This is a genomic window from Pseudomonas sp. SDO55104_S430, assembly GCF_054070595.1.
The window spans coordinates 1-19,808 of sequence record NZ_JBSVXG010000014.1; the positions used below are offsets into that span (position 1 = coordinate 1).

Annotated in this window: 15 protein-coding genes; 10 read left to right on the forward strand and 5 right to left on the reverse strand. The window is 60.4% G+C overall.

Features of this window, described 5'->3' with window-relative positions:
• Positions 1-136: 136 nt before the first annotated feature.
• The 5 genes from trhO to ACW9JE_RS04625 all read left to right on the forward strand — a co-directional run bounded on the left by trhO (position 137) and on the right by ACW9JE_RS04625 (position 7,018).
• The gene (gene trhO / locus ACW9JE_RS04605) at positions 137-1,078 is read left to right on the forward strand and encodes an oxygen-dependent tRNA uridine(34) hydroxylase TrhO (RefSeq protein ID WP_224541547.1); all 942 of its coding nucleotides are present in this window, start codon (positions 137-139) and stop codon (positions 1,076-1,078) included.
• A gap of 39 nt (positions 1,079-1,117) precedes the next feature.
• Positions 1,118-1,720 (forward strand): DsbA family protein, encoded by a 603-nt coding sequence (locus tag ACW9JE_RS04610; protein ID WP_175378411.1) that lies wholly within the window; start codon positions 1,118-1,120, stop codon positions 1,718-1,720.
• Entirely contained in the window at positions 1,713-3,530 is a 1,818-nt protein-coding gene (locus ACW9JE_RS04615; protein WP_457432083.1) for an ABC transporter ATP-binding protein, read from the forward strand. The genes ACW9JE_RS04610 and ACW9JE_RS04615 overlap by 8 nt, the downstream gene beginning before the upstream one ends.
• Positions 3,531-3,722: 192 nt before the next feature.
• Positions 3,723-6,179 (forward strand): EAL domain-containing protein, encoded by a 2,457-nt coding sequence (locus ACW9JE_RS04620; RefSeq protein WP_224541553.1) that lies wholly within the window; start codon positions 3,723-3,725, stop codon positions 6,177-6,179.
• A gap of 77 nt (positions 6,180-6,256) precedes the next feature.
• A complete protein-coding gene (locus tag ACW9JE_RS04625; RefSeq protein WP_263488138.1) occupies positions 6,257-7,018 on the forward strand; it encodes a TenA family transcriptional regulator in 762 nt (253 codons plus the stop codon).
• Between the two features lie 139 nt (positions 7,019-7,157).
• Here the strand turns inward: ACW9JE_RS04625 and ACW9JE_RS04630 are convergent, their stop codons facing one another.
• The 5 genes from ACW9JE_RS04630 to ACW9JE_RS04650 all read right to left on the reverse strand — a co-directional run bounded on the left by ACW9JE_RS04630 (position 7,158) and on the right by ACW9JE_RS04650 (position 12,006).
• Positions 7,158-8,084 carry a GGDEF domain-containing protein gene (locus tag ACW9JE_RS04630; RefSeq protein ID WP_457432084.1) on the reverse strand — a complete coding sequence of 309 codons (927 nt, stop codon included), beginning with the start codon at positions 8,082-8,084 and terminating at the stop codon, positions 7,158-7,160.
• Positions 8,085-8,269: 185 nt separating this feature from the next.
• Entirely contained in the window at positions 8,270-9,010 is a 741-nt protein-coding gene (locus tag ACW9JE_RS04635) for a YciK family oxidoreductase (RefSeq protein ID WP_457432085.1), read from the reverse strand.
• A gap of 228 nt (positions 9,011-9,238) precedes the next feature.
• Positions 9,239-9,910, reverse strand: a complete 672-nt coding sequence (mupP, locus tag ACW9JE_RS04640) for an N-acetylmuramic acid 6-phosphate phosphatase MupP (protein ID WP_224536706.1) — start codon at positions 9,908-9,910, stop codon at positions 9,239-9,241.
• 4 nt (positions 9,911-9,914) lie between these two features.
• The gene (gene ubiG, locus ACW9JE_RS04645) at positions 9,915-10,613 is read right to left on the reverse strand and encodes a bifunctional 2-polyprenyl-6-hydroxyphenol methylase/3-demethylubiquinol 3-O-methyltransferase UbiG (RefSeq protein ID WP_224536703.1); all 699 of its coding nucleotides are present in this window, start codon (positions 10,611-10,613) and stop codon (positions 9,915-9,917) included.
• Positions 10,614-10,671: 58 nt separating this feature from the next.
• Positions 10,672-12,006, reverse strand: coding sequence for a TRZ/ATZ family hydrolase (locus tag ACW9JE_RS04650; RefSeq protein ID WP_457432086.1), 1,335 nt, complete (start codon positions 12,004-12,006; stop codon positions 10,672-10,674).
• A 109-nt stretch (positions 12,007-12,115) separates the two neighbouring features.
• Here ACW9JE_RS04650 and mtnA point away from each other — a divergent pair, with 109 nt between their 5' ends.
• The 5 genes from mtnA to hisC all read left to right on the forward strand — a co-directional run bounded on the left by mtnA (position 12,116) and on the right by hisC (position 19,806).
• Positions 12,116-13,192 carry an S-methyl-5-thioribose-1-phosphate isomerase gene (gene mtnA / locus ACW9JE_RS04655; RefSeq protein ID WP_457432087.1) on the forward strand — a complete coding sequence of 359 codons (1,077 nt, stop codon included), beginning with the start codon at positions 12,116-12,118 and terminating at the stop codon, positions 13,190-13,192.
• A 422-nt stretch (positions 13,193-13,614) separates the two neighbouring features.
• Entirely contained in the window at positions 13,615-16,269 is a 2,655-nt protein-coding gene (gyrA, locus tag ACW9JE_RS04660; RefSeq protein WP_457432088.1) for a DNA gyrase subunit A, read from the forward strand.
• 229 nt (positions 16,270-16,498) lie between these two features.
• Positions 16,499-17,584 carry a 3-phosphoserine/phosphohydroxythreonine transaminase gene (gene serC, locus ACW9JE_RS04665; RefSeq protein ID WP_457432089.1) on the forward strand — a complete coding sequence of 362 codons (1,086 nt, stop codon included), beginning with the start codon at positions 16,499-16,501 and terminating at the stop codon, positions 17,582-17,584.
• On the forward strand, positions 17,584-18,678 hold the full coding sequence (pheA, locus tag ACW9JE_RS04670) for a prephenate dehydratase (RefSeq protein ID WP_457432090.1): 1,095 nt from the start codon (positions 17,584-17,586) through the stop codon (positions 18,676-18,678). The genes serC and pheA overlap by 1 nt, the downstream gene beginning before the upstream one ends.
• A 12-nt stretch (positions 18,679-18,690) precedes the next feature.
• Complete coding sequence (gene hisC / locus ACW9JE_RS04675; RefSeq protein ID WP_457432091.1) at positions 18,691-19,806, forward strand: histidinol-phosphate transaminase; 1,116 nt, start codon at positions 18,691-18,693, stop codon at positions 19,804-19,806.
• The last annotated feature ends 2 nt before the right edge of the window (positions 19,807-19,808 follow it).

The following is a 19,808-nucleotide window of genomic DNA, read 5'->3' on the forward strand; positions in this document are numbered from 1 at the left end:
AAGATCGCCTTCGCCGGCAAGCCGTGCTCCTACAGGGGGCTATTTTTGTTAGAATGCGAAACGCGCCGCTCACCCGGCGCGTTTTTTTTCGCATCCGGTTCACCCCTTACGAGGGTAGCCACCTGGAGATTCACCCATGACACAACCGATTGTCGTGGCGGCACTGTATAAGTTCGTCACCCTGGAAGATTACGTCGCCCTGCGCGAGCCACTGCTGCAGGCAATGGTCGATAACGGCATCAAAGGCACCTTGCTGATCGCCGAAGAAGGCATCAACGGCACTGTTTCCGGCAGCCGCGAAGGCATCGATGGCCTGCTGGCCTGGCTGCGCAGCGATGCGCGCATGGTCGACATCGACCACAAGGAATCCTACTGCGACGAGCAGCCGTTCTACCGCACCAAGGTCAAACTCAAGAAAGAGATCGTGACCCTGGGCGTCGAGGGCGTGGATCCGAACAAAAAGGTCGGCACCTATGTCGATCCGCAGGACTGGAATGCGCTGATCAGCGATCCGGAAGTGCTGTTGATCGATACCCGCAACGATTACGAAGTGTCGATCGGCACCTTCGAAGGCGCGATCGATCCAAAAACCACCAGCTTTCGCGAATTTCCCGACTACATCAAAGCCAACTTCGATCCGGCCGTGCACAAGAAGGTCGCGATGTTCTGCACCGGCGGCATTCGTTGCGAAAAAGCGTCGAGCTACATGCTCAGCGAAGGCTTCGATGAGGTCTATCACCTCAAGGGCGGCATTCTGAAGTACCTCGAAGAGGTGCCGCAGGAAGAAACCAAGTGGCAGGGCGACTGCTTCGTGTTCGACAACCGCGTGACGGTTCGCCACGACCTGACCGAAGGCGATTACGATCAGTGCCATGCCTGCCGTACCCCGGTCAGCGTCGAAGATCGCGCCTCCGAGCACTATGTGGCCGGCATCAGCTGCCCGCATTGCTGGGACAGCCTGAGCGAGAAGACCCGTCGCAGCGCCATCGACCGGCAAAAGCAGATCGAATTGGCCAAGGCACGCAACCAGCCTCACCCGATCGGCTACAACTATAAGCAAGCATCCTCCGAGGCCTGAACCATGTCTGCATGCCGCCTGCTCTATGTGATGGACCCGATGTGTTCCTGGTGCTGGGGTTTTGCACCGGTCGCAAACGCATTGGTCGAACAGGCGGCGGCAGCGGGAGTGGACGTGCATCTGGTGGTGGGCGGTTTGCGCACCGGCAGCGGCGCGGCACTGGAGCCGTCCACCCGGCGCTACATTCTTGAACACTGGCAGGCGGTCACCGAGGCCACCGGCCAGCCGTTCAAGGTAGAAGGCGCCTTGCCCGAAGGATTCGTCTACGACACCGAGCCTGCCTGCCGGGCATTGGTGACCGCCCGTAGTCTGGCGCCGGATTGCGCGTGGAAACTGCTGGGGCTGATCCAGCATGCGTTTTATGCGCAAGGGCGCGACGTTACCCACGCCAGCGTGCTGGTGGAACTGGCGGAACAGGCCGGTCTGCCACGCATCGAGTTCGCCGGCGCCTTCGACCGCGCCGACATGCACACCGCGACGGCTGCCGATTTCACCTGGGTCCAGGACCTGGGTATCGCCGGTTTCCCTACCTTGCTGGCTGAGCGAAACGGTCAATTGGCGCTGCTGACCAATGGCTATCAACCTCTCAGTGTGCTGTCACCGCTGCTCGGCCGCTGGCTGGAGCGCGCTGCCTGTGCATGACCTGCCCGACGACATTCAAACCGCAAAACGCGTCGACCGCTTGAGCTGGGCGGAAATCCGCCGTCTGGCCCTTCAACACAAAAAATCCCTGTGGATCGCCAACGGCGTCGCCGTGCTGGCGACCCTGTGCAGCGTCCCGATCCCCTTGCTCCTGCCATTGCTGGTCGATGAAGTGCTGTTGGGACACGGCGACGCCGCGCTGAAAATCATGAACCTGGCACTGCCCGAGGTTTGGCAAAAAGCCGCGGGCTACATCGGCCTCATGCTCATAGTGACCTTGGCCCTGCGTTGCGCGGCTCTGTTGTTCAACGTGGTGCAGGCGCGACTGTTCGCGTCCCTGGCCAAGGACATCGTTTACCGCATTCGTATCCGCTTGATCGAGCGCCTCAAGCGCATCTCCCTCGGCGAATACGAAAGCCTGGGCAGCGGCACGGTGACTACGCATCTGGTCACCGACCTGGATACCCTCGACAAATTCGTCGGCGAAACCCTCAGTCGTTTCCTGGTCGCCATGCTGACCCTGGTCGGCACCGCCGGGATTCTGATGTGGATGCACTGGAAGCTGGCGCTGCTGATCCTGCTGTTCAACCCGCTGGTGATCTACGCCACGGTGCAGTTGGGCAAGCGGGTCAAGCACCTGAAGAAACTCGAGAACGACAGTACCTCGCGCTTCACCCAGGCGCTGACCGAAACCCTCGACGCGATCCAGGAAGTTCGCGCCGGTAACCGTCAGGGCTTTTTCCTCGGTCGTTTGGGGCTGCGCGCCAAGGAAGTCCGAGATTACGCGGTCAGTTCGCAGTGGAAGACCGACGCCTCGAACCGTGCCAGCGGCCTGCTGTTCCAGTTCGGCATCGATATCTTCCGTGCCGCCGCGATGCTCACCGTGCTGTTCTCCGACCTGTCCATCGGCCAGATGCTCGCGGTGTTCAGCTACCTGTGGTTCATGATCGGTCCGGTGGAGCAACTGCTGAACCTGCAATACGCCTACTACGCCGCCGGCGGCGCGCTGTCGCGGATCAACGAACTGCTGGCCCGGGCCGATGAGCCTGAATACCCCAATGGCGTCGACCCGTTCACAGGTCGCGACACTGTAGGCATTGAAGTGCAGGGCCTGAGTTTCGGTTACGGCGACGAATTGGTGCTGAACCAGATGAACCTGTCCATCGCACCCGGTGAGAAGGTCGCGATCGTCGGCGCCAGTGGCGGCGGCAAAAGTACTCTGGTTCAACTGCTGCTGGGCTTGTACACGCCACAGGCAGGGACGATCCGTTTCGGCGGCTCGACCCAGCAGGAGATCGGTCTGGAAACCGTGCGGGAGAATGTCGCGGTGGTCCTGCAGCATCCGGCGCTGTTCAACGACACCGTGCGCGCCAACCTGACCATGGGCCGTGAGCGCAGTGATGAAGCCTGCTGGCAGGCGCTGGAAATCGCCCAGTTGCACGCTACGATCCGCGAATTGCCCAATGGCCTGGACAGCATCGTCGGGCGTTCCGGAGTGCGATTGTCCGGCGGGCAGCGCCAGCGTCTGGCGATTGCGCGGATGGTATTGGCCGATCCGAAGGTGGTGATTCTCGACGAAGCCACTTCAGCGCTGGACGCCGCCACCGAGTACAACCTGCACCAGGCGTTGGCCCGGTTCCTCAGTCACCGCACCACGTTGATCATTGCCCATCGCCTGTCGGCGGTGAAACAGGCCGACCGTGTGCTGGTGTTCGATGGCGGGCAGATTGCCGAAGATGGTGACCATCAGCAACTGATCGCCGATGGCGGTTTGTACGCCAAGCTTTACGGCCATTTGCAGCAGCATTGATCGGCACGCGACGCGCGCGGTGGTGGAAGCCGCGACGGGCTGATCCAGAAGGGCAACGCAAGTATTAATAATAAGTAGAGAGTGCGCCTGAATGTTTTCCATTCATGACTTGCCGGGATTTGTAACGCCCCCTAGTCTAGCTGTAGCGATCACGTTGGATGATGATCTGGCAGTGCTAAGTCAAGGGAACTCATGAAACAAGCGCGGACTCTCGCAACGCCTCGGTTGCTGGGCATCGTATGGCCCTTTATCGCCGTCGTGCTCTTCCAGGCCTTGTTGGGCGGCGTCAGCCTTTATGTACTGTCGGCCGTCCGGGGCTATGTAGCCGGTGAAAGCCTGTGGTCCAAGGGCCAGAAAGACGCCATCTATTACCTCAACCTCTACGCCGACAGTGGCGATGAGGCCATTTTTCTCAAGTACCAGAATGCGATTGCCGTACCCCAGGGCGGTCATGAGTTGCGCGTGGCGCTGGATCACGAGCCAACCGATATCGAAGCGGCGCGCAAGGCAATCATCAAGGGCGGCAACCATCCTGACGACGTCTCCAGCCTGATCTGGCTGTACCTCAATTTCCGACATTTCAGCTATCTCGAAAAAGCCATCGACCTGTGGACGGTCGGTGACTCCTACCTGGTCAAGCTCGATGACGTCGCCCAGGCTATGCACCGGCACATCAATGCCGGCCCCGCATCCCGTGCAGACATCCAGCGCTGGAAGGAACAGATTTTCGCCATCAACGATGAAGTGACGCCAGCGGCGAAAGCTTTCAGCGATGCTTTGGGTGAAGGCTCGCGGGTCATTCTGCGTCTGCTGCTGGTGACCAACCTCGCCACGGCGCTGATTCTGATCGCGCTGGCCCTGATGCGTACCCACAAGCTGCTCAAGCAACGCCACGCCTTTGCCGACGCGCTGCAACTGGAGAAAGACCGGGCGCAGATCACCCTGCAATCGATCGGTGACGGGGTGATCACTACCGATGTGTCGGGTGCCATTGCCTACATGAACCCGGCGGCCGAAGCCTTGACCCACTGGAAGGCCGAGCAGGCGACCGGTCTGCCGCTGGCGGCGCTGTTCAACCTGCTGGACGAGAACGCCCAGGCTGACGGTTTCAATTTGATCGAACGCATTTTGAGCGGTCATCTGAGCGGTGGCAGCGAACATTCCAAACTGATCCAGCGCCTGGACGGCAGCACGGTGTCGGTGACCCTGGTCGGCGCGCCGATCCGCAATGCCGGCAAGGTCAGCGGTACGGTACTGGTGCTGCACGACATGACCCAGGAACGGCAATACATCGCCAATCTGTCCTGGCAGGCGACCCATGATGCGCTGACCGGCCTGGCCAACCGCCGCGAGTTCGAATACCGCCTGGAGCAGGCGCTGCACAATCTGACGCGCCAGTCGGGGCGTCATGCGTTGATGTTCCTCGATCTGGATCAATTCAAATTGGTTAACGATACCTGCGGCCACGCCGCGGGCGACGAGTTGCTGCGGCATATCTGCGCACTGCTGCAATCCGGCCTGCGCGAGGGCGATACCCTGGCGCGTCTGGGCGGCGATGAGTTCGGCATCTTGCTGGAAAACTGCGGCCCGGATGCGGCGGAGAAAATCGCCGAAGGCTTGCGCCAGACCGTGCAGAACCTGCACTTCGTGTGGAAGGGCCGGCCATTCGTGACCACCGTGAGCGTGGGGCTGGTGCATGTTTCACACAATCCGACCACCCTCGAAGCCTCGCTGCGAGCGGCTGACATGGCCTGCTACATGGCCAAGGAAAAAGGCCGTAACCGGGTTCAGGTCTATCACCCCGATGATTCGGAGTTGTCACTGCGCTTCGGCGAAATGGCCTGGGTGCAGCGTCTGCACATGGCGCTGGAAGAGGACCGCTTCTGTCTGTACGCCCAGGAAATCGCGCCGCTGGGTACCAGCGACGAAGGCGGGCATATCGAAATCCTCTTGCGTCTGCACGATGAAGCCGGGCGCATGATCCTGCCTGACAGTTTCATTCCCGCCGCCGAACGTTACGGCTTGATGACTTCCCTTGATCGTTGGGTGGTGCAGAACGTTTTCCGCATCATTGCCCAGTGCCGGGCCGAGAAGCGCAAGGGCCCTCTGGCGATGTGTGCGATAAATCTGTCAGGCACGACCATAGGAGATGAGGCGTTTCTGGACTTCCTTAGGGAACAGTTCGTTACGTATTCGATTCCGCCTGAAATGATTTGTTTTGAAATCACCGAAACAAGCGCAATTTCCAATTTAGGTAGCGCAATCAGATTTATTAATGAACTCAAAGGGTTAGGTTGTCATTTTTCACTCGACGACTTTTGCGCCGGTATGTCTTCATTCGCTTATCTGAAACATTTGCCTGTAGACTTCTTGAAGATCGACGGGAGTTTCGTAAAGGATATGCTGGACGACCCGATTAACCGCGCCATGGTCGAAGTGATCAATCACATCGGCCATGTCATGGGTAAACGCACGATTGCCGAGTTTGTAGAGACGCCCCAGATCGAGCAGGCATTGCTGGAGATCGGTGTGGATTACGCTCAGGGCTATGTCATAGAACGCCCGCAATTGTTTACCTGCGACAGTTTGCAAAGTCGTCCTGCCAGGCCTCAGCCTTTGCTGTTCAAGGCGCCTGGCACATTTCGTTGAAGTCTCTTGCCGGTCCAACAATCACAATCAAAAGGAGCTCGACAGTGATCGACACATTCATCCGAACCGGCCCACTCATGGAAGCTGCAAGTTATCCTGCCTGGGCCCAGCGCCTGATCCAGGATTGCAGCGAGAGTAAGCGCCGGGTTGTCGAACACGAACTGTATCAGCGCATGCGTGATAACAAACTCAGCGCAAAAACCATGCGTCAGTACCTCATCGGTGGCTGGCCTGTGGTCGAACAGTTCGCGTTGTACATGGCACAAAACCTCACCAAGACCCGCTTTGCCCGTCATCCGGGCGAAGACATGGCCCGTCGCTGGTTGATGCGCAACATTCGCGTTGAACTCAACCATGCCGACTATTGGGTCAACTGGAGCCGTGCCCATGGCGTCAGCCTTGAAGATCTGCAGGCGCAAAGCGTGGCCCCGGAGCTTCACGCGCTGAGCCACTGGTGCTGGCACACAAGCTCGGCGGATTCGCTGATCGTCGCCATCGCCGCCACCAACTACGCCATCGAAGGCGCGACCGGTGAATGGTCGGCCGTGGTCTGCTCCACGGGCGTGTACGCCGAGGCCTTCCCCGAGGAAGAGCGCAAGCGTGCAATGAAGTGGTTGAAGATGCATGCGCAGTACGATGACGCGCATCCATGGGAAGCGCTGGAGATCATCTGCACGCTGGCGGGCATGAACCCGAGCAAGGCGTTGCAGGTGGAATTGCGTCAGGCGGTGTGCAAGAGCTACGACTACATGTACCTGTTCCTGGAACGTTGCATGCAGATCGAGCACTCGGAAAAAGCACCGGTAGCCCGTGAGCGGTTGGAGCTGGCGGAAAGCTGATCCAGAGGTATGCAATAAACCCTGTAGGAGCGAGCTTGCTCGCGATGGTAGACGATGCACCGCGGGACTACTGATGCCCCGCGTTATCGTTAACCTCCATCGCGAGCATGCTCGCTCCTACAGTTGTTTTGGGTGATCTTCAGCCCGCCATCGTCAGGCGGTTACGCCCCTCGCGCTTGGCGATGTACAGCGCATTGTCGGCGCGTCTCAACAGACTCTCGGCCGATTCCCCCGGCAGCAGGGTCGAACAGCCAATGCTGATGGTCAGGGCGATCGCACGACCCTCGGCCAGATAATCCTCGGCCTGCACCGCAAACCGCAATCTCTCGCCCACCATCGCTGCCGCTTCGCGCGGGGTGTTGGACAGCAGGGCCAGAAACTCCTCCCCGCCATAACGAAACACCATGTCCACGTTACGCAGCTGGCTTTTGATCGAAGTGGCCACGGCTCTGAGCACCTCATCGCCGACGCTGTGGCCATGGGTGTCGTTGATCAATTTGAAGTGATCGATGTCCAGCATCAGCAAAGACAGCGGCTGCAGGTGACGCCGCGCGACTTCGATCTCCCGCGCCAAGGTCTGGTCCATGGCAATCCGGTTGCCGGTGTCAGTCAGCGGATCGCGCAGCGCTTTCTGGGTCGCGGCGCGGTAGAGCAGGGTGTTGCGCATCGGGTAGAGCAAGGCTGCCAGCAGCGACTCGAGGCTGCCTTGATCCTGCTCGCTGAAACGCTGGCTGCGGCGAAATACCAGTTCGCCCAGATGTTCGCCTTCATGGCTGAGGCTGTAGCTGATCGAATGACGGCCGCGTTGACCGAATTCCAGGCGCAGATCGCTGCTCTTGTGCTCGTAGGTCAAGGCATCGAGAGGGACGAGTCGCTGAACTTCACGGAAAAACAGCCCGAGAATGCGTTGAGGCTCAAGACTGGTCTGCAGCTGCATGCTCAGTTGCTGGCGCAATTGCGCAAGACTGACTGGCCTTTCCAGAACCGGTGGCTGCTGACCAAAGCCCAGGCGTTGCAATTTGGCGCTATCGAAGTCAATTGCGTTGGTCTGGGAGGGTGATTTCATATGGCGCGTGCTCTTGAGCAATCAGGCTGTCATACAAGCTGGGTGAGAGCGGCCTGGGGCAGCGCGTCATACTGGTCCGTCAGTCCCGTAGGACATTTCTTACAAGTCTAATCCGCTTTGTACAAGTTTTGCCTGCGCAAATGCCGCGACGAGAGGTCGGCGCGGCACAAAAGCGACGTACGGCACTACTGGGCGTTGAAAGCCTGGCCGTTGATGCCCGTGCTGTCCGGGCCCATCAGGTACAGATAGACCGGCATGATCTCTTCCGGGGTCGGGTTGTTCAGCGGGTTTTCCCCCGGATACGCCTGGGCACGCATGCTGGTGCGCGTGGCGCCCGGGTTGATGCTGTTGGAGCGCACGGGCGCCACGGTGTCGACTTCATCGGCCAGGGTCTGCATCAGGCCTTCGGTGGCGAACTTGGACACGCCGTAAGCGCCCCAATAGGCGCGCCCCTTGCGCCCGACGCTGCTGGAAGTGAACACCACCGAAGCGTCCTGGGACAGCTTGAGCAATGGCAGCAGGGTGCTAGTGAGCATGAACATCGAATTCACGTTGACCTGCATCACGCGCATGAAGTTCTCGCCGGACAGTTGCTCGATCGGCGTGCGCGGACCAATGATCGACGCGTTGTGCAGCAAACCGTCGAGGTGGCCGAATTCAGTCTCGATCATCGCCGCCAGCTCATCGTATTGATGGGGCAGGGCGGTTTCGAGATTGAACGGGATCACGGCGGGTTGTGGATGCCCGGCAGCTTCGATTTCGTCGTAGACCTGGGACAGGTTGGCTTCGGTCTTGCCTAGTAGCAAGACGGTCGCGCCGTGGGCGGCATAGGTCTTGGCGGCGGCAGCGCCGATGCCACGACCGGCACCGGTGACCAGAATGACGCGGCCCTGGAGCAAATCGGGGCGGGCGGAGTAATCGAACATAAAGAACCTCGACAAGTCGGCGGTGCCCCAATGCCAGTCGGTTAAGAGATTCAACTGGCGATGAGGACATTGTGGCGAGGGGGCTTGCCCCCGTTGGACTGCGCAGCAGTCCCATTTTTTGGGGCCGCTTCGCGACCCAACGGGGGCGAGCCCCCTCGCCACAGGTATTGTGTTCGGCTTAACTGACGGGCATTAGGCCGAAACATTTTCAGGATGTGAAACCGGATCTCAGCAGCCACACAGCGCGCTATCAAGCACCTTGCGCAGCTCCAGCGGATGATCAACCACCACATCCGCCCCCCAATGCCGCGGATTGTCATCCGGGTGGATATAGCCAAAGGTTACCGCGGCAGTCTTGGTGCCGGCATCGCGTCCCGACTCGATATCACGCAAATCATCGCCGATGAACAACACGCTGGCAGGGTCCAGATCCAGCATCTTGCAGGCAAGGATCAACGGCTCCGGATCCGGCTTGCTGTTCTTCACGTGGTCCGGGCAGATCAGCAGCGCCGACCGCTCGGCCAGGCCGAGTTGCTGCATGATCGGCTCGGCGAAGCGCAGCGGCTTGTTGGTGACCACGCCCCAGATCAGGTTGGCCTTCTCGATGTCCGCCAGCAGTTCGCCCATGCCGTCGAACAGCTTGCTGTGAACTGCGCAACCCACCAGGTAGCGCTCGAGAAATTCCTGGCGCAGCTCCTCGAACCCCGGGGATTCAGGATCCATGGCGAAGGTCACGGCGACCATCGCCTTGGCGCCGCCGGAGATTTCATCCCGGATGTGCTTGTCATTGATCGGCGGCAGGCCGCGGTCGGCCAGCATCGCCTGACAGATCGCGATGAAGTCCGGCGCGGTGTCGAGCAGGGTGCCGTCCATGTCGAAAAGAACTGCTCTGATTGGCATCGGCTTATTCCTCGCGCAGGGTCTGGATCATGTAGTTGACGTCCACGTCGGCCGCCAGCTTGTAGTGCTTGGTCAACGGGTTGTAGGTCAGGCCGATGATGTCCTTGACGGTCAGGCCGGCCATGCGGCTCCAGGCGCCGAGCTCTGAAGGGCGGATGAACTTCTTGAAGTCGTGGGTGCCGCGCGGCAGCAGCTTCATGATGTATTCGGCGCCGACGATGGCGAACAGGTACGCCTTCGGGTTGCGGTTGATGGTGGAGAAGAACACCTGGCCGCCGGGCTTGACCATGCGGAAGCAGGCGCGAATCACCGAGGATGGATCGGGAACGTGCTCGAGCATTTCCAGGCAGGTGACCACATCGAACTGCTCCGGCATTTCTTCGGCCAGGGCTTCGGCGGTGATCTGCCGGTATTCGACGCTCACCCCGGATTCCAGTTGATGCAGTTGAGCGACCGCCAGCGGCGCTTCGCCCATGTCGATGCCCATTACGGTGGCGCCGCGCTGGGCCATGGCTTCGCTGAGGATGCCGCCGCCACAACCGACGTCGAGAACTTTCTTGCCCGCCAGGTTGACGCGCTCATCGATCCAGTTGACCCGCAGCGGATTGATGTCGTGCAGCGGTTTGAATTCGCTTTCCCGGTCCCACCAGCGATGGGCCAGGGCTTCGAACTTGGCGATTTCGGAGTAGTCGACGTTGCTCATGGTGTAGTCCTCGAAAAACTTGAAAAATCCTGATGCCCCGGTTTTGAGTCCGGGGGACTTACGATTCGGTGTGGCCGCTGATGCGCTCGCCCCAGCTCCTGGCCGTGGCGCAAAGCTGTTCTTCATCCAGGCGCGTCAGGCGACGGTCGTCGAGCAGTTGCTTGCCTGCGACCCAGACGTGTTTCACGCAATCGCGACCGGTGGCGTATATAAGCTGCGAAACCGGGTCGTAGACCGGTTGTTGAGCCAGGCCGGAGAGATCGAAGGCTACGATATCGGCAGCCTTGCCGACTTCCAGCGAGCCGACCTCGGCTTCAATTCCCAAAGCGCGGGCGCCGTTGAGGGTGGCCATGCGCAAGGCGCGATGGGCATCCAGCGCGCTGGCCGAGCCTGCGACGGCCTTGGCCAGCAGGGCGGCGGTGCGGGTTTCACCGAGCAAATCCAGATCATTGTTGCTGGCGGCACCGTCGGTACCCACGGCAACGTTGACCCCGGCTTGCCAGAGACGCTCCACCGGGCAGAAACCGCTGGCCAGCTTCAGGTTCGATTCCGGGCAATGAATGATGCTGGTGTTGCTTTCTACCAGTAGCGCCAGGTCTTCATCGCTGATCTGGGTCATGTGAACCGCCTGGAAGCGCGGCCCCAGCAAGCCCAGGCGAGCCAGGCGGGCCAGCGGGCGTTCGCCGGTCTGCTCCACTGCCTGCTGCACCTCGAAAGCGGTTTCATGTACGTGCATGTGGATCGAGGCGTCCAGCTCTTCGGCGATTACCCGGATTTTTTCCAGGTTTTGGTCGCCCACGGTGTAAGGCGCATGGGGGCCGAAGGTGATTTTGATGCGTTCGTGGTGCTTGAGATCGCCGAACAGCTCGACGCCCTGACGAATGGCTTCGTCCGCCGTGCTGGCGCCGGGAATCGGGAAATCGAGGATCGGAATCGCGATTTGCGCGCGAATGCCGCTGTTGTGCGCGCGTTCGCTGGCAACCTTCGGAAAGAAATACATGTCAGAAAAACAGGTGATGCCGCCTTTGATCTGCTCGGCGATCGCCAGATCCGTGCCGTCGCGCACGAAATCTTCGTCTACCCATTTAGCCTCGGCGGGCCAGATGTGGTTTTCCAGCCAGGTCATCAGCGGCAGATCATCGGCCAGGCCGCGAAACAGAGTCATCGCTGCGTGCCCGTGGGCATTGATCAGGCCGGGACTGAGCAGCATGTCTGGCAGTTCGCGGGTTTCGGCTGCGTTGAGTTTCGATGCGGCCGCGCGCGGGCCGATGAAGACGATGCGCCCATCACGGATGCCCAGCGCGTGATCCTTGAGGACAACACCGGCGGGTTCGACGGGTACCAGCCAGGTCGGCAGCAACAGCAGGTCGAGCGCAGCGGCAGTGTTCGGCATCGAGGGGCGGTTCCAGTGCTTTTGTAAAAGGATGGCGAAGTATACCCGAGCGTCTTGGCTGGGGGATCGCTATAATCGGCGGCTTTTGTTCATGAGTGCGGGGTGTGGGATGCGCGATCGACTGTTGGCAGCGGAGAAGGTGAAAGCCATCGATTGGCGAGATGGCGCCCTGCATCTGCTGGATCAGCGTATTTTGCCGTTCGAGGAAACCTGGATCGCCTACACCAGCGCCGCTGGCGTGGCCGAGGCCATTCGCTCGATGGTCGTGCGCGGCGCGCCGGCGATTGGCGTCACTGCCGCCTATGGCATCGTGCTCGCGGCCCGTGCCCGGATCGCTGAAGGCGGCGACTGGTACGCGGCGCTGGAAGAAGATTTCGCGCTGCTGGCCGATTCCCGTCCTACCGCCGTCAATCTGTTCTGGGCGCTCAATCGCATGCACGATCGCCTCGATCGCTTGAAAGAGAATGTCGATCCGCTGGCCGCGCTGGAAGCCGAGGCCATCGCCATTCATGAAAGTGATCGCGAAGCCAACCTGACCATGGCGCAACTGGGCGTGGATCTGATCCGCAAGCACCAGGGCAATGCCCAGACCATTCTGACTCACTGCAACACTGGAGCGCTGGCCACAGGCGGCTTCGGTACGGCGTTGGGCGTCATTCGAGCGGCGTTCATCGAAGGCATGGTCGAGCGCGTGTATGCCGGCGAAACCCGCCCGTGGCTGCAAGGCTCGCGTTTGACGGCCTGGGAGCTGGCGAACGAAGGCATCCCGGTGACGCTCAATGCCGACTCCGCTGCCGCGCACATCATGAGAACCAAGGGCATTACCTGGGTCATCGTGGGGGCCGACCGGATCACCGCCAATGGCGACGTGGCCAACAAGATCGGCACCTATCAGTTGGCGGTTAACGCGATGCACCACGGCGTACGTTTCATGGTAGTGGCGCCGAGTTCGACCATCGACATGACCCTGGCCAGCGGCGACGACATCCCGCTCGAAGAGCGTGACGGTCGTGAATTGCTGGAGGTCGGCGGTCAGCGGTTGGGCGCGGATGTCGATGCATTCAACCCGGTGTTCGACGTGACGCCGGCGGATCTGATCGATGCCATCGTCACGGAAAAAGGCATCGTCGAGCGTCCGGATACCGCGAAAATGGCGCAGTTGATGTGCCGCAAGCGCCTGCATTGATGGTTTTCTGCGCTTGAACAATCCATTCGCGGGCAAGCCTCGCTCCTACAGGTTCCATATTTCTGTAGGAGCGTGGCTTGCCCGCGAAGAACGATGACTCAATTTCCTCCTGTACTTTCACAAAATTCACTTGCAAATCCCGGGCTGCAATAGCTCTAAGCCCCTCAGATCCCCCTCAAGCCTGTCATCGGTCAACTAACTATGCTCCATGCGCATCTGGGGGATAGGTGCGTGGCGGCTCTTGTGATAACATCCGGCGGTTTCCAGGGTTGCCCGGCGTGGCGACCTTTACTACGCAGATCCAAGGCATAACTCGTTGATTTGTCGTAAGTCGGTGCATGGCATTCAGCCTGCAACGGCGAGCTTCGTTCTTCCCATATGGATGTGACGGAGTTTCACCAGAAAAAGGAATCAGGCTTCTCATGGGCGAACTGGCCAAAGAAATCCTCCCGGTCAATATCGAAGACGAGCTGAAGCAGTCCTACCTCGACTACGCGATGAGCGTAATTGTCGGTCGGGCACTGCCGGATGCGCGCGATGGCTTGAAGCCCGTGCACCGGCGCGTGCTGTTCGCGATGAGCGAGCTGGGTAACGACTTCAACAAGCCGTACAAGAAATCTGCCCGTGTTGTCGGTGACGTAATCGGTAAGTACCACCCGCACGGTGATACCGCGGTGTACGACACCATCGTTCGTATGGCGCAGCCATTCTCGCTGCGTTACCTGCTGGTAGACGGTCAGGGCAACTTCGGTTCGGTGGACGGCGACAACGCCGCGGCCATGCGATACACCGAAGTGCGCATGACCAAGCTGGCGCACGAGCTGCTGGCTGACCTGCACAAGGAAACCGTGGACTGGGTGCCGAACTACGACGGCACCGAACTGATCCCCGCGGTCATGCCGACCCGTATTCCCAACCTGTTGGTCAACGGCTCCAGCGGTATCGCCGTGGGCATGGCGACCAACATCCCGCCGCACAACCTCGGTGAAGTCATCGACGGTTGCCTGGCGCTTATCGACAATCCCGAGCTGACTGTCGATGAACTGATGCAATACATCCCCGGCCCGGACTTCCCGACCGCTGCGATCATCAACGGTCGCGCCGGCATCATCGAAGCCTACCGCACCGGTCGCGGCCGCATTTACATGCGCGCACGCTCGATCATCGAAGACATCGACAAGGTCGGTGGCCGTCAGCAGATCGTCATCACCGAACTCCCTTACCAACTGAACAAGGCGCGTCTGATCGAGAAGATCGCCGAGCTGGTTAAAGAGAAGAAGCTGGAAGGCATCACCGAACTGCGCGACGAGTCCGACAAGGACGGTATGCGCGTTGTCATCGAGTTGCGTCGCGGCGAAGTGCCTGAGGTCATCCTCAACAACCTCTATGCCCAGACCCAGCTGCAGAGCGTGTTCGGCATCAACATCGTTGCGCTGATCGACGGTCGTCCGCGGATCCTGAACCTCAAGGACCTGCTGGAAGCCTTCGTCCGTCACCGTCGCGAAGTGGTCACCCGCCGTACCGTGTTCGAACTGCGCAAGGCGCGCGAGCGCGGTCACATCCTCGAAGGTCAAGCCGTTGCCCTGTCGAACATCGACCCGGTCATCGCCCTGATCAAGGCCTCGCCAACACCGTCGGAAGCCAAGGAAGCGCTGGTCAGCACGCCTTGGGAATCCTCGGCCGTAGTGGCGATGGTTGAGCGTGCCGGTGCCGATTCGTGCCGTCCGGAAAACCTCGATCCGCAATACGGTCTGCGCGAAGGCAAGTACTTCCTGTCGCCAGAGCAGGCGCAAGCCATTCTGGAACTGCGTCTGCACCGCCTGACCGGTCTGGAGCACGAAAAGCTGCTGGCCGAGTACCAGGAGATCCTCAACCAGATCGGCGAGCTGATCCGCATCCTCAACAGCGCCACGCGCCTGATGGAAGTGATCCGCGAAGAACTGGAAGTGATCCGCGCCGAATACGGCGATGTGCGTCGCACCGAGATTCTCGACGCGCGCCTCGACCTGACCCTGGGCGACATGATTCCGGAAGAAGAGCGTGTCGTGACCATTTCCCACGGCGGCTATGCCAAGACTCAGCCACTGGCTGCGTACCAGGCTCAGCGTCGCGGCGGTAAAGGCAAGTCGGCCACCGGCGTCAAGGATGAGGACTACATCGCTCACCTGCTGGTCGCCAACAGCCACACCACGCTGTTGCTGTTCTCCAGCAAGGGCAAGGTTTACTGGCTCAAGACCTACGAAATCCCGGAAGCGTCCCGTGCCGCTCGCGGCCGTCCGCTGGTGAACCTGCTGCCGCTGGATGACGGTGAATACATCACCACCATGCTGCCGGTCGAGGAATACACCGAAGGTCACTACATCTTCATGGCGACTGCCCTTGGCACCGTGAAGAAGACCCCGCTGGAATCCTTCAGTCGTCAGCGCAGCGTCGGTCTGATCGCGCTGGAACTGGACGAAGGCGACGTACTGATCTCCGCGGCCATCACCGATGGCGAGCGTGAAGTGATGCTGTTCTCCGACGGCGGCAAGGTCACTCGCTTCAAGGAATCCGACGTCCGCGCCATGGGCCGTACCGCTCGCGGTGTTCGCGGCATGCGTCTGCCGGAAGGCCAGAAGCTGATTTCCATGCTGATCCCGGAAGAAGGCAGCGAGATCCTCACCGCTTCCGAACGCGGCTACGGCAAGCGTACGGCGATCACCGAGTTCCCTGAGTACAAGCGTGGCGGTCAGGGCGTTATCGCCATGGTCAGCAACGAGCGTAACGGCCGTCTGGTCGGCGCGGTCCAGGTGCTCGACGGCGAGGAAATCATGCTGATTTCCGATCAGGGCACTCTGGTTCGTACTCGAGTCGACGAGGTTTCCAGTCTGGGTCGTAACACCCAGGGCGTGACCCTGATCAAACTGGCCAAGGATGAAACCCTGGTCGGCCTTGAGCGGGTACAGGAACCTTCGGAAGTCGAGGGTGAAGAGTTTGAAGGTGAAGAGGGCGAGGTATTCGAGGGTGACGTCGTGATCGACGATGCCGTGGAAGACCAGCAACTCGACGCCGCCGCTGACGAAGAACCACAGGAATAAGCGTACATGCAGGGGGGCGGATGAGAATTCGCCCCCTTGTTGTTTATCCCTTATGAAAAAATCGACACCACCACGATTCCCTGTGGGAGCGGGCTTGCTCGCGAAGACGGACTGACATTCTCCAGCGATGTCGCCTGATACACCGCTTTCGCGAGCAAGCCCGCTCCCACCTTGAATCGGCGTCGACTGAAATGTTTGCACGACCTACCAAATCAGAGCGAGATTGGATGTGAGCAAGAGAGCCTATAACTTCTGCGCGGGTCCCGCGGCACTTCCCGAAGCTGTCCTGCAGCGCGCCCAGAGTGAACTCCTTGACTGGCACGGCAAGGGCCTGTCGGTGATGGAAATGAGCCATCGCAGCGATGAGTTCGTGTCCATCGCCACCAAGGCCGAGCAGGACCTGCGTGATCTGCTGAATATCCCGTCGAACTACAAAGTGCTGTTCCTGCAAGGCGGCGCCAGCCAGCAGTTCGCCCAGATTCCGCTAAACCTGCTGCCGGACAACGGCACGGCCGACTATATCGACACCGGTATCTGGTCGCAGAAAGCCATCGAAGAAGCCTCGCGCTACGGCCACGTCAATGTCGCCGCGACCGCCAAGCCTTACGACTATTTCGCCATTCCCGGCCAGAACGAGTGGAAGCTGTCCAAGGACGCGGCCTACGTTCACTACGCGCCGAACGAAACCATCGGCGGCCTGGAATTCCAGTGGATCCCGGAAACCGGCGATGTACCGCTGGTGGCTGACATGTCTTCCGACATCCTCTCCCGTCCGGTAGACGTCTCGCGTTTCGGCATGATCTACGCCGGTGCCCAGAAAAACATCGGCCCGAGCGGCATCGTCGTGAACATCATTCGCGAAGACCTGCTGGGCAAGGCCCGCTCCCTGTGCCCGACCATGCTCAACTACAAGGTCGCGGCCGACAACGGCTCGATGTACAACACTCCGCCAACCCTGGCCTGGTACCTGTCCGGCCTGGTGTTCGAGTGGCTGAAAGAGCAGGGCGGTGTCGAAGCCATTGCCAAGCTGAACGACGTGAAACAGCGCACGCTGTACGAATTCATCGACGCCAGCGGCCTGTACAGCAACCCGATCAACAAGTCGGACCGCTCCTGGATGAACGTGCCGTTCCGTCTGGCAGACGACCGTCTGGACAAGCCGTTCCTGGCCGGCGCCGACGAGCGTGGCCTGCTGAACCTCAAGGGACACCGTTCCGTGGGCGGCATGCGCGCCTCCATCTATAACGCCGTCGACATCAACGCAATCAACGCGCTGGTGGCGTACATGGCAGAGTTCGAGAAGGAACACGGCTAATGTCTGAGCAAGAACTCAAGGCACTGCGCGTTCGCATCGATGCTCTGGACACCAAGATTCTGGAGTTGATCAGTGAGCGTGCGCGCTGTGCCCAGGAAGTCGCACGAGTAAAGATGGCGTCGCTGGCTGAAGGCGAAGCGCCAGTGTTCTATCGCCCGGAGCGCGAAGCTCAGGTGCTCAAGCGTGTGATGGAACGTAATCAGGGCCCGCTGGGCAACGAAGAGATGGCGCGGCTGTTCCGCGAAATCATGTCTTCATGCCTGGCTCTCGAGCAGCCGCTGAAAGTGGCTTATCTCGGCCCTGAAGGCACTTTCACCCAGGCGGCGGCCATGAAGCATTTTGGCCACGCGGTGATCAGCAAGCCGATGGCGGCGATCGACGAAGTGTTCCGTGAAGTGGCGGCCGGTGCGGTGAATTTCGGCGTGGTCCCGGTGGAAAACTCCACCGAAGGCGCGGTCAACCACACCCTCGACAGCTTCCTCGAGCACGATATGGTGATCTGCGGCGAAGTCGAGCTGCGTATTCACCATCACCTGTTGGTTGGCGAAAACACCAAGACCGACAGCATCAGCCGTATCTACTCCCACGCTCAGTCCCTGGCCCAGTGCCGCAAGTGGCTGGACGCCCATTACCCGAATGTCGAGCGCGTGGCGGTGTCGAGCAACGCCGAAGCGGCCAAGCGGGTCAAGGGTGAGTGGAACTCGGCGGCGATCGCCGGCGACATGGCTGCTGGCCTGTATGGCTTGACCCGACTCGCCGAGAAGATCGAGGACCGTCCGGACAACTCCACGCGGTTCCTGATGATCGGCAACCAGGAAGTGCCGCCGACCGGCGACGACAAGACCTCGATCATCGTTTCGATGAGCAACAAGCCAGGTGCACTCCACGAGCTGCTGGTGCCGTTCCACGACAACGGCATCGACCTGACGCGCATCGAGACCCGTCCGTCGCGCAGCGGTAAATGGACCTACGTGTTCTTCATCGATTTTGTCGGCCACCACCGCGATCCGCTGGTAAAAGGTGTGCTGGAAAAAATCAGTCAGGAAGCAGTGGCACTCAAAGTGCTGGGTTCCTACCCGAAAGCAGTTCTCTAAGGGGCGGTAGCAATGAGTGGCAATTTCCTCGCTCTGGCACAGCCGGGCGTGCAACAACTTTCGCCTTACGTTCCGGGCAAACCCGTGGACGAACTGGCTCGCGAGCTGAATCTCGATCCGGCCAGCATCATCAAGCTGGCAAGTAACGAAAACCCGTTGGGCGCCAGTCCCAAGGTTGTGGCAGCCATCCGTGATGCGCTGGACGAGCTGACCCGCTATCCGGATGGCAACGGCTTTGCCTTGAAATCCCTGCTGGCCGAACAGTGCCGCGTCGAAATCGATCAGGTGACTTTGGGCAACGGTTCCAATGACATCCTCGAACTGGTCGCGCGCGCCTATCTGGCCCCGGGCCTGAATGCCGTGTTCAGCGAGCACGCGTTCGCCGTCTATCCGATTGCCACCCAGGCGGTCGGCGCCCAGGCCAAGGTCGTTCCCGCCAAGGAATGGGGGCATGACCTGCCGGCCATGCTGGCGGCCATCGACGCCAACACCCGCGTAGTTTTCATAGCCAACCCGAACAACCCGACCGGGACCTGGTTCGACGCCCAGGCACTGGACGACTTCCTGCAAGACGTACCCGAGCACGTGCTGGTCGTGCTGGACGAGGCGTACATCGAGTACGCCGAAGGCAGTGATGACATGCCGGACGGCCTGGATTTCCTCGCCGCCTATCCGAACCTGCTGGTTTCCCGGACCTTCTCCAAGGCTTACGGCCTGGCGTCGTTGCGGGTCGGTTACGGCCTGTCCACTCCGGTGGTCGCCGACGTCCTGAACCGTGTACGTCAACCTTTCAACGTCAATAGCCTCGCCCTGGCCGCCGCTTGCGCTGCGGTGAAGGACGACGAGTATCTGGCTGAAAGCCGCCGCCTGAACGAAGCCGGCATGCAGCAGCTGGAAGCGGGTTTCCGTGAGTTGGGCCTTAGCTGGATTCCGTCCCGCGGCAACTTCATCTGCGTCGATATCGGTCGCGAAGCCGCTCCGATCTTCCAGGGTCTGCTGCGCGAAGGCGTGATCGTGCGTCCGGTGGCCAACTACGGCATGCCGAACCACTTGCGTATCACCATCGGCTTGCCGGCGGAAAACAGCCGCTTCCTCGAGGCGCTGACCAAGGTTCTGGCTCGTGGTTGATG

What these genes read in the sequence shown, in the direction of transcription:
- ACW9JE_RS04620 (WP_224541553.1), top strand. Translation starts at nt 3,723, where the DNA reads ATGAAACAAGCGCGGACTCTCGCAACGCCTCGGTTGCTGGGCATCGTA.
- mupP (WP_224536706.1), bottom strand. Translation starts at nt 9,910, where the DNA reads ATGCCAATCAGAGCAGTTCTTTTCGACATGGACGGCACCCTGCTCGAC.
- mtnA (WP_457432087.1), top strand. Translation starts at nt 12,116, where the DNA reads ATGCGCGATCGACTGTTGGCAGCGGAGAAGGTGAAAGCCATCGATTGG.
- pheA (WP_457432090.1), top strand. Translation starts at nt 17,584, where the DNA reads ATGTCTGAGCAAGAACTCAAGGCACTGCGCGTTCGCATCGATGCTCTG.
- ACW9JE_RS04610 (WP_175378411.1), top strand. Translation starts at nt 1,118, where the DNA reads ATGTGTTCCTGGTGCTGGGGTTTTGCACCGGTCGCAAACGCATTGGTC.
- gyrA (WP_457432088.1), top strand. Translation starts at nt 13,615, where the DNA reads ATGGGCGAACTGGCCAAAGAAATCCTCCCGGTCAATATCGAAGACGAG.
- trhO (WP_224541547.1), top strand. Translation starts at nt 137, where the DNA reads ATGACACAACCGATTGTCGTGGCGGCACTGTATAAGTTCGTCACCCTG.
- ACW9JE_RS04625 (WP_263488138.1), top strand. Translation starts at nt 6,257, where the DNA reads ATGGAAGCTGCAAGTTATCCTGCCTGGGCCCAGCGCCTGATCCAGGAT.
- ACW9JE_RS04650 (WP_457432086.1), bottom strand. Translation starts at nt 12,006, where the DNA reads ATGCCGAACACTGCCGCTGCGCTCGACCTGCTGTTGCTGCCGACCTGG.
- hisC (WP_457432091.1), top strand. Translation starts at nt 18,691, where the DNA reads ATGAGTGGCAATTTCCTCGCTCTGGCACAGCCGGGCGTGCAACAACTT.
- ACW9JE_RS04635 (WP_457432085.1), bottom strand. Translation starts at nt 9,010, where the DNA reads ATGTTCGATTACTCCGCCCGCCCCGATTTGCTCCAGGGCCGCGTCATT.
- ubiG (WP_224536703.1), bottom strand. Translation starts at nt 10,613, where the DNA reads ATGAGCAACGTCGACTACTCCGAAATCGCCAAGTTCGAAGCCCTGGCC.
- ACW9JE_RS04630 (WP_457432084.1), bottom strand. Translation starts at nt 8,084, where the DNA reads ATGAAATCACCCTCCCAGACCAACGCAATTGACTTCGATAGCGCCAAA.